The 6892-nt window shown below is 70.8% G+C and carries 6 protein-coding genes and 1 pseudogene; 4 read left to right on the forward strand and 3 right to left on the reverse strand.

Annotated features, from left to right (window positions below):
* Window positions 1-61: 61 nt before the first annotated feature.
* The gene (locus tag ACNPM4_RS09150; RefSeq protein WP_448985464.1) at window positions 62-955 is read right to left on the reverse strand and encodes a dihydrodipicolinate synthase family protein; all 894 of its coding nucleotides are present in this window, start codon (window positions 953-955) and stop codon (window positions 62-64) included.
* Between the two features lie 136 nt (window positions 956-1091).
* Between ACNPM4_RS09150 and ACNPM4_RS09155 the strand changes: the two genes are divergently transcribed.
* The 3 genes from ACNPM4_RS09155 to ACNPM4_RS09165 all read left to right on the forward strand — a co-directional run bounded on the left by ACNPM4_RS09155 (window position 1092) and on the right by ACNPM4_RS09165 (window position 3966).
* Window positions 1092-2009, forward strand: coding sequence for an SMP-30/gluconolactonase/LRE family protein (locus tag ACNPM4_RS09155; RefSeq protein ID WP_448985465.1), 918 nt, complete (start codon window positions 1092-1094; stop codon window positions 2007-2009).
* A complete protein-coding gene (locus ACNPM4_RS09160) occupies window positions 2006-2650 on the forward strand; it encodes a bifunctional 4-hydroxy-2-oxoglutarate aldolase/2-dehydro-3-deoxy-phosphogluconate aldolase (protein ID WP_448985466.1) in 645 nt (214 codons plus the stop codon). The genes ACNPM4_RS09155 and ACNPM4_RS09160 overlap by 4 nt, the downstream gene beginning before the upstream one ends.
* A gap of 65 nt (window positions 2651-2715) precedes the next feature.
* The gene (locus ACNPM4_RS09165; RefSeq protein ID WP_081859883.1) at window positions 2716-3966 is read left to right on the forward strand and encodes an FAD-binding oxidoreductase; all 1251 of its coding nucleotides are present in this window, start codon (window positions 2716-2718) and stop codon (window positions 3964-3966) included.
* Between the two features lie 50 nt (window positions 3967-4016).
* Here ACNPM4_RS09165 and gndA read toward each other — a convergent pair whose 3' ends face one another.
* Complete coding sequence (gene gndA / locus ACNPM4_RS09170) at window positions 4017-5465, reverse strand: NADP-dependent phosphogluconate dehydrogenase (protein WP_029262577.1); 1449 nt, start codon at window positions 5463-5465, stop codon at window positions 4017-4019.
* 56 nt (window positions 5466-5521) lie between these two features.
* Window positions 5522-6412: an NAD(P)-dependent oxidoreductase gene (locus ACNPM4_RS09175; protein ID WP_448985467.1), complete on the reverse strand. Its 891-nt coding sequence runs from the start codon at window positions 6410-6412 to the stop codon at window positions 5522-5524.
* Between the two features lie 99 nt (window positions 6413-6511).
* Here ACNPM4_RS09175 and ACNPM4_RS09180 point away from each other — a divergent pair.
* Window positions 6512-6892, forward strand: a pseudogene (locus ACNPM4_RS09180) (D-2-hydroxyacid dehydrogenase); the annotation flags it as partial.

The raw sequence follows: 6892 nt of genomic DNA on the forward strand, positions 1-6892 counted from the left end.
GCGCGGGCGATCGCGAGTCCGATGTCGGAGCTGCCGCCGATCAGCAGCACGCCGCGGCGTGTCACACGCGCACCGTGGCGGGGATCGGGGGCAGGGCGAGCTCGTCGATCACGAGCTTGACCGAGGCGCGGCTGCCCGCGTCCAGGCGCGATGCGGGGTAGCGCACCGTGGCATGGTCGATCACGCCGCGTGCGACGAGCACCTCCTTGTGCACCGCCCAGGCGATGCCTCCCTGCAGACCGATGAGCACGAGAGGGAGCATACGACGGAACTCGGCACGCGCCTCCTCGACGCGCCCCTCGGTGAACAGCGCGAGCACGGGGCCGAGCAGGTCGGGGAACTCGCAGGCGGGCATCGTGCCCACCGCGCCCCTGGCGTACTCCTCAAGGCAGAACTGGGCGTTCTGACCGCCGAGCACCGCGAAGTCGGGGTCCTCGATCGCGGCGGCCACCGCTCCGACCTTGGGGGCGGTCGGCGGCGCCTCGACCTTGACGGAATCGACGCCGTCGAGGCGGGCGATCTCGGCGATCAGGCTCGGCGCCATGGCCACGCCGGTGACACCGGGCGCATCCTGCACCATGACGGAGAGCGTGGTCGCGGCGGCCACGTCGCCGTAGAAGTCCACGAGCGTGCCGGCGGGCGGCTTCACCATGAACGGCGGGAGCACCATGAGGGCATCCGCGCCGCCCTCCTCGGCGAGGAGGGACTGCTCGATGGACGTCGCGGTGGAGGTGCCGTTGACGCCGGCGATCACGGGGATCCGCCCGTCGACGACCCGGACGACATCGTCCAGGATCGTGCGGCGCTCCTCTGTCGTGAGAGCGAAGCCCTCGCTCGCCATCCCGAAGACGGCGACGCCGTCGACGCCGGACGCGAGCTGGAACTCGACCAGTCGGCGCAGGCTCGCGCGGTCGAGGGCGCCCGTCTCGTCGAACGGAGTCGCCAGAATGGGCATCAAGCCGTGGAGTGTCGGAGCCATCAGCTGTTTCCCCGCTTCATCATCGTGTGTCCACATTTCTCGCAAGTGTTATGCATATTGTGAGATAGTCTGCCACATAACGGTTACGAGCTACCAGCGAAGGATGATCCGGATGTCGCACACCCCGCCCTCCCGAACCGTCGAGATCCTCTCCGACGCCCGTTACGTGCAGGCCGAATCGCCGCGCTGGGACGGTCGCGACGGCGGCCTCGCCTGGATCGACATGGCCACCGGGTCGCTGCATCGCGGTCGACTCGAGCACGGCAGGGTGATCCCCGAGACCGCGGTCGTCATCGGTGCGCAGATCGGAGCCCCGATCCCGCTCGCGGAGCCGGGTGCCGGATGGCTGGTGGGTGTCGATCGCCGCGTGGTGCACGTCGGCGACGACGCGGTCGTCACGGCGCTCACTGGCGACGTCGCCGCACCGGGCGACTACATGAACGACGGCGGCGGCGACCCCTCCGGCCGCTTCTGGGTGGGCAGTCAGTCGATGCCGCGGGATCCCCACTGCACGCTGTGGAGCATCGGCGCCGACGGCATCCCCGTCGCACGCCTCGACGGTGTGACCGTGTCGAACGGCCTCGCCTTCGATCCGACGGGATCCACCCTCTATTACATCGACACCCTGCCGCACCGCAGCATCGAGGCCTTCGACGTGGCCCCCGACGGCACGCTGTCGAACCGCCGCACGGTGTGCCGCGTCGATGGCGGCAACCCCGACGGCATGACCATCGACCTCGACGGCAACCTCTGGGTCGCGGTGTGGGACGCCGCCGAAGTGCGTCGATACTCGCCCGAGGGCGAACTCCTGGAGACGATCGCCCTCCCGGCGAAGCGACCGACCGCGGTCGCCCTCGTCGGTTCGGTGCTCGTGATCACGACGGCGAGCATCGGACTCGCAGCACCCGGAGAGGCCGACGGCGCGCTGCTCGGCGTGCAGGTCGACGTCGGCGGGATTCCGGCGTGGCCCTGGGCGGGTGAGGCGCCCGTCCAGCACGGTGCCGGGTCGATCGCGGAGGCGGCGCTGTGAGCACCGTGGACAACGCGCAGCTCCGGGAGCGGCTGCGGACCGCGCGGCTCGTCGCGATCCTCCGGGGTGCCGACGTCGATGCGACGGTTGCCGCGGCGCGCACGCTCATCGATGCGGGCGTCGTGACGCTGGAGATCGCCCTCACCCTGCCGGACGCCGAGGAAGCGATCGCCCAGGTCGTGCGGGATGCTCCGGACGAGGCGCTGATCGGCGCCGGGACCGTGCTCAGCGAGGCCGATGTGGAGCGCGCAGCAGCGGCCGGAGCGCAGTTCATGGTGACGCCCACCCTCAGCGCCTCGGTCGAGTATGCGGTCGCGCAGGGGATCGGCGTGCTCCCGGGTGTGTATACGCCGACGGAGATCCAGCGCGGTCACGACCTCGGCAGTGCCGCGGTCAAGCTGTTCCCCGCGTCGGCGCTCGGAGCCGGCTTCATCCGCGCGGTGCGCGATCCGTTCCCCGATGCGCGGATCATCCCCGTGGGCGGAGTGAGTGTCGACACCGTGGGCGAGTACCTGGCCGCGGGGGCGTTCGGCATCGGGGTCGGCGGACCCCTCGTCGGCGATGCCGCGACGCCCGGCGGCGATCTCGCGGCTCTCGCCGTTCGCGCCCGATCGTTCGTGGAGGCCGTGCGCTCCGCCTGATCGCGTCCCTCCGGGCGTCGCAGAAGGTGGTGCGCGATGTCGGCGGCTCTGGCTACCATGTCGCCATGGCTGACAGCGCTGGTGCTCCCGATCCTTCCGTCCACCGTCCCTCGACCGTCGACGAAGTCGCCGAGGTCGTGAGACGCGCCTCCCGCGAGGCCGTCCCCGTGACCGTCGTCGCCGGCGGGCACGGGCCGTGGTCGCACGCACCCGCCGACGGGATCCGTCTCGAACTCGGTGGCCTGTCCGGCATCGAGGTCGAGGGAACGACCGTGCGCATCGGAGGAGGGGCGGTCTGGGGCGATGTCGCCACGGCCCTCGCCGCACACGGTCTCGCGCTGAGCTCCGGCGACACCGCCTCGGTCGGCGTCGGAGGGCTCACGCTCGGCGGCGGAATCGGATGGATGGTGCGGGCCTGGGGTCTCGCCGCAGACCAGCTGATCGGCGCGCAGGTCGTCACCGCCTCGGGCGAGGTGGTCGACGCATCTTCCGAGACGAACCCCGAGCTCTTCTGGGCACTGCGCGGCGGCGGCGGCAACTTCGGCGTGGTCACGCGCTTCGACTTCGCCGCGCATCCGCTGGCCGGGATCGCCTTCGCCGAGAGTGTGATCGACGGTGATGCGACCGCGGTGCTGCGTGCCGCGCGCGATCTGCTCCGCGACGCTCCGCGTGAGCTCACGGTCACGTACATGGACGTGCCGCCGATGGACCCGAGCGCACCGGCGGGAGCGCGCCTGAGCGCGGTGTGGGCGGCACCGGAGCCCGACCGCTTGCGCGCCGTGTGGGAGCCGATCTCCGCGCTCCCCGGCGTGCAGACGCAGGTGACGACTCCGCCGTATCGCGAGGTCCTGATGGAGATGCCCCAGCCCGAGGGGGATGACGCGCCCGCCCCTCCCGGCTTCCTCGGCGGCAACGGGCTCTACGCCGAGCTCGATGACGCGCTGATCGAGCGGCTCGTCGCGTTCCGGCGCACGTACCCGGCCTCGGTGGTCTTCCTCCGGTCGCTGGGCGGCGCGTTCCACGACGTCGCGCAGGAGGAGACGGCGTTCCCGGCGCGTGCGGCGAACTGGTTCGTGATGGCCGGGGCGTTCGACATCCCCGGCATGCTCGACGAGCAGACCCGTTCGGCGATCGACGCGGACGGCGAGGGCATCCGGGCCGGTCGCCTGGCGGAGTACGGCAACTTCGCCGACACCGAGCGGCCGGATGCGGTTCCGGGGATGTTCTCGGCGGAGGCGCTCACGCGGCTGCGCGCGACCAAGGCCGCGTGGGATCCGCAGAACATCTTCCGGCGCAACCACAACATCCTCGTGTGATGCACGAAGGGCCGGACACCTCGCGGTGCCCGGCCCTTCGTGAGGAGACGTCAGTGCGTGTCTTCCGCCTCGATCTCGGTGCGGTCGCCCGACCACAGCGTGTGGAAGGTGCCTTCCTTGTCGATGCGCTTGTAGGTGTGCGCGCCGAAGAAGTCGCGCTGCCCCTGCACGAGCGCGGCGGGGAGGCGGTCGGCACGGATGCCGTCGTAGTACGACAGCGACGACGAGAACGCCGGCGCCGGGATACCGGCCTCGGCTGCCGCGATGACGACTCGGCGCCAGGCGGCCTGGGCGCGGGTGATCGCCTCGGTGAAGTACGGGGCGGTGAGCAGGACCGGCAGGTCCGGCGTCTCGGCGTAGGCGTCGGCGATGCGGTTGAGGAACTGGGCGCGGATGATGCAGCCGCCGCGCCAGATCTTGCTGATCGCGCCGAGGTCGATGTTCCAGCCGTACTCGGCGGCGCCGGCGCGGATCTCGTCGAAGCCCTGCGAGTACGCGACGATCTTCGAGGCGTAGAGGGCGAGGCGGACGTCTTCGATGAACGCGTCGGTGTCCTCGACCGAGAACTCCTCCTCCGGGCCCGGCAGGTCGCGGGAGACCGCGCGCTGCTCGGGGTGCGAGGAGAGCGAGCGGGCGAAGGTCGCCTCGGCGATGCCCGAGACGGGGACGCCGAGCGAGAGCGCGGTCTGCACCGTCCACGCGCCGGTTCCCTTGGCGCCGGCCTGATCCAGGATCACGTCGACGAGCGGCTTGCCGGTCTCGGCATCCACCTGGCGGAGCACCTCGGCGGTGATCTCGATCAGGTAGGACTCCAGCTCGCCGCGGTTCCACTCGGCGAAGATCTCTGCGATCTCCGCGGGGGTCTTGCCCGTGCCGCGGCGGATCAGGTCGTACGCTTCGGCGATCAGCTGCATGTCGGCGTACTCGATGCCGTTGTGCACCATCTTCACGAAGTGTCCGGCGCCGTCGTGGCCGACGTGCGTGACGCACGGCTCGCCCTCGGCGACCGCCGCGATCGAGCGCAGGATCGGTCCGAGCGTGACCCAGGACTCGTCCGAGCCGCCGGGCATGATCGACGGGCCGAGCAGGGCGCCCTCCTCGCCGCCGGAGATGCCGGCGCCGACGAAGTTGATGCCCGTCTCGCGGACGGCCTTCTCGCGACGGATCGTGTCGGGGAAGTAGGCGTTGCCGCCGTCGACGATGATGTCGCCCGGCTCGAAGACCTCGACCAGGGAGTCGATCACGGCGTCGGTCGGGCCGCCGGCCTTGACCATGATGATCGCGGTGCGCGGCTTCTGCAGCGAGGCGGCGAACTCCTGGTAGGTGCGGGCCGGGACGAATCCGGCCTCGGGGTGCTCGTCGAGGAGCGTCTGGGTCTTCTCGTAGCTGCGGTTGAAGATCGCCACGGTGTTCCCCTCGCGGCTGGCGAGGTTGCGGGCGAGGTTCGATCCCATGACGGCGAGTCCGACGACTCCGATGTTCGCTGATGCTTCGGGCACAGAAGGCTCCTCGAGGGTGAAGAAGGGGTGGTTTCAGCGTATCGCTGTCCGGGCGGTCAGTGCTCGCCTGTGTCACGCGACGCGATGAACCGCCGGGACACGGCGATGTCGCGGTCTCCGAGGCCCGCGGCCACCAGCTCGTCGAACGCGGCGCGCAGGGTGGGAAGGAGCACGGGGGAGGTGCCGGTGGCCTCGGCGATGTCAGCGGCGAAGCCGAGATCCTTCACCATGTACTCCGCGACGCCGCTGGGGGAGTCGTCGCCCGTGACGAGCTTCTCGCGTCGGCTGTCGAGCAGTCGCGAACCCGCATAGCCGCCGGAGAGCAGTGACCAGAGGGCATCGAGGTCGAGTCCGGAGCGGTCGGCGAGCACCGTGGCCTCTCCGAGCGCGAGGATGGTGGCGGAGACCACGAGCTGATTGCAGGCCTTGGCGACCTCGCCCGCGCCCAGCGGCCCGAGCAGGACGGGGGTGCCGCACGGGGCCAGCACCTCGGCCGCGAGGGCCGCGTCCTCGGGATCGCCGCCGAGCATGATCGAGAGGGTCCCGGCGATGGCCCCGTCCTCGCCGCCCGAGACCGGGCAGTCCACGACTCGCACCCGTCCGTCGGTCTGCGCGCCGATGCGCTGCGCGAGCGCACGGACGGCCGGTGTCGACGAGGTGGATCCGATCATGATGAGCAGCTCGCCGGCGTCCGCGAGGAGTCCATCCGGGCCGTCGAGCATCGCCTCGAACGGGGGAAGATCCGGCAGCATCATCAGGAGGACGTCTACTCTGGAGGCGAGTTCGCGCGGCGTCTCCGCCCAGTCGGCTCCGGCTGTCAGCAGTTCCGGCTGCGGGCGGCGGGCGTGGATCACCAGTCGGCCGTGCGCGGCGAGCAGATGGTCGGCCATCGGGCGGCCCATGGCGCCGAGTCCGACGGCTCCGACGGTGACGGATGAGATGTCCATGGGCACACCGTAGCAACAATCCAACGGAGAGAACAGTGTCCAACGGGATGGATCTGGGCTAAAGTGAGGGATTCCAGATTTCCCGAGGAAGGGATCAGCATGACGGGGACCGAGAAGAAGCTGCGCGCCGTCGTGACGGTACCGCTGCGCGAAGACCTCTGCCGGCTCATCGAAGAGCTCGAGCCTCGCGTCGAGGTGGTCCGCGATCACTCGCTCCTCCCGCCGATGCGGGGGCCTGCGGATTGGTCCGGCGACCCGGACTTCGCACGCACCGCGAGCGAGCAGCAGGCCTTCGACGAACTGGTCGACTCCGCCGACGTGCTCTTCGGCATCCCCGATGTGGACGCCGCAGCGCTCGCCCGCACGGTGGCGGCGAACCCTCGACTGCGCTGGGTCATGACGACGGCGGCGGGCGGCGGGGCGGCGGTCAAGGCCGCAGAGCTCGACCGCGCAGACCTCGATCGGGTCGTCTTCACCACC

It is taken from the genome of Microbacterium umsixpiens (assembly GCF_053543675.1).

Bases quoted from the DNA above. Each gene is read 5' to 3' on its own strand.
- ACNPM4_RS09150 (WP_448985464.1), bottom strand. From the start codon at position 955: ATGCCCATTCTGGCGACTCCGTTCGACGAGACGGGCGCCCTCGACCGC.
- ACNPM4_RS09155 (WP_448985465.1), top strand. From the start codon at position 1,092: ATGTCGCACACCCCGCCCTCCCGAACCGTCGAGATCCTCTCCGACGCC.
- ACNPM4_RS09165 (WP_081859883.1), top strand. From the start codon at position 2,716: ATGGCTGACAGCGCTGGTGCTCCCGATCCTTCCGTCCACCGTCCCTCG.
- ACNPM4_RS09175 (WP_448985467.1), bottom strand. From the start codon at position 6,412: ATGGACATCTCATCCGTCACCGTCGGAGCCGTCGGACTCGGCGCCATG.